The sequence below is a fragment of the Streptomyces sp. MspMP-M5 genome (assembly GCF_000373585.1).
In the GTDB taxonomy this organism is placed as follows: domain Bacteria; phylum Actinomycetota; class Actinomycetes; order Streptomycetales; family Streptomycetaceae; genus Streptomyces.
On sequence record NZ_KB891873.1, the window covers coordinates 1 to 1,086 of the forward strand.

Below are 1,086 nucleotides of genomic sequence, written 5' to 3' on the forward strand. Positions count from 1 at the left end.
ACCGCTTCGGCTGTGCCTTCCAGGCAGCTCACCCCGACTGCCGAGTGGTGCCGTTGGCCTGGGGGCCCTGGAGCGGCGGTATGGCTGCGTCCGTGCAGCAGCTGTTCACCGACGCCGGGGTTCCGGTGCTGTCCCGGGAAGAGGGTTGCGCGCACTTCCTGGCCCGGATGACCCCCGACGCCACGGAGTCCTCAGTCACCGTCATCGGACCAAGGGCACCTCTGTGCCACCGGGTCGAGCGGCTCCCCAGCACCGGACGCACCGCCGACCGCAAGCTGACCGGACTGCGCGACGAGCCCGTCCTGCGCGACCACAGCTTCTCCGGGGTACCGGACCTGCCCATGACAGCGGCCGTCGGCTGGGGGTTGAGCACCGTCGAACGCGCCCTCGGCGGCGGCCGGCCGGTCATCGGCTGCACCGGGATGCGCATCGCGCACGGGGTGTCCCTGCCAGAAGGGCACACCGACCGTCTGCGCGTGCATCTCGCCCCCGCGCAGGAGCAGGGCACCGTGCACGTCACCATCCGTGACTGGGAAGAGCGCGGAAAGCTGCGCTGCGAGGGTACCTTCCGGCATGCCGTCCGCGCCCCCGTGTCACCGCCGACGGTTCGTGGGCCGGCCTTCACCCTCGCCGAGGAACCGCACCCCGGGTACACCGACGGAAGGCTCTTCCACGGGAAGTCCCTGGAGGGACTGCGCAACGTCCTCGAGGAAGAGGACAGCCATCTGATGGTGGCGGGGGATGCTGGCGGCACCGAGAAGGCTCTGCGCACTGCCTTGACGGAAGCGGGGCTGGCCCCGCACGAGGTCGACCCACGTCAACGCGCACGGCACCTCCCCCCCCCGCTCAACGACGCCAGGGTAGCTGCCATGATCGCCCGCATACTGCCGCATCGCCCCAGCGTCACCGCATCCAAGGGGGTTCTCGGTCACACCCTCGGCGCCGCCGGTGCCGTCGAGGCGGCACTGACCGTGCTTACCATCCAGCACCGCAGAGTGCCACCGATCGCCAAACTGCAGGCTAGTGCTACGTTCCTCAAAGTATGTACGTATAGCGGCGTCGTAGTTGGCGGGTTGGTGGGGCGGG

The 1,086-nt window shown here is 69.9% G+C and carries 1 pseudogene; it reads left to right on the forward strand.

Annotated features, from left to right (window positions below):
* Nucleotides 1–92: 92 nt before the first annotated feature.
* Nucleotides 93–1,086, forward strand: a pseudogene (locus tag B073_RS39365) (polyketide synthase dehydratase domain-containing protein); the annotation flags it as partial.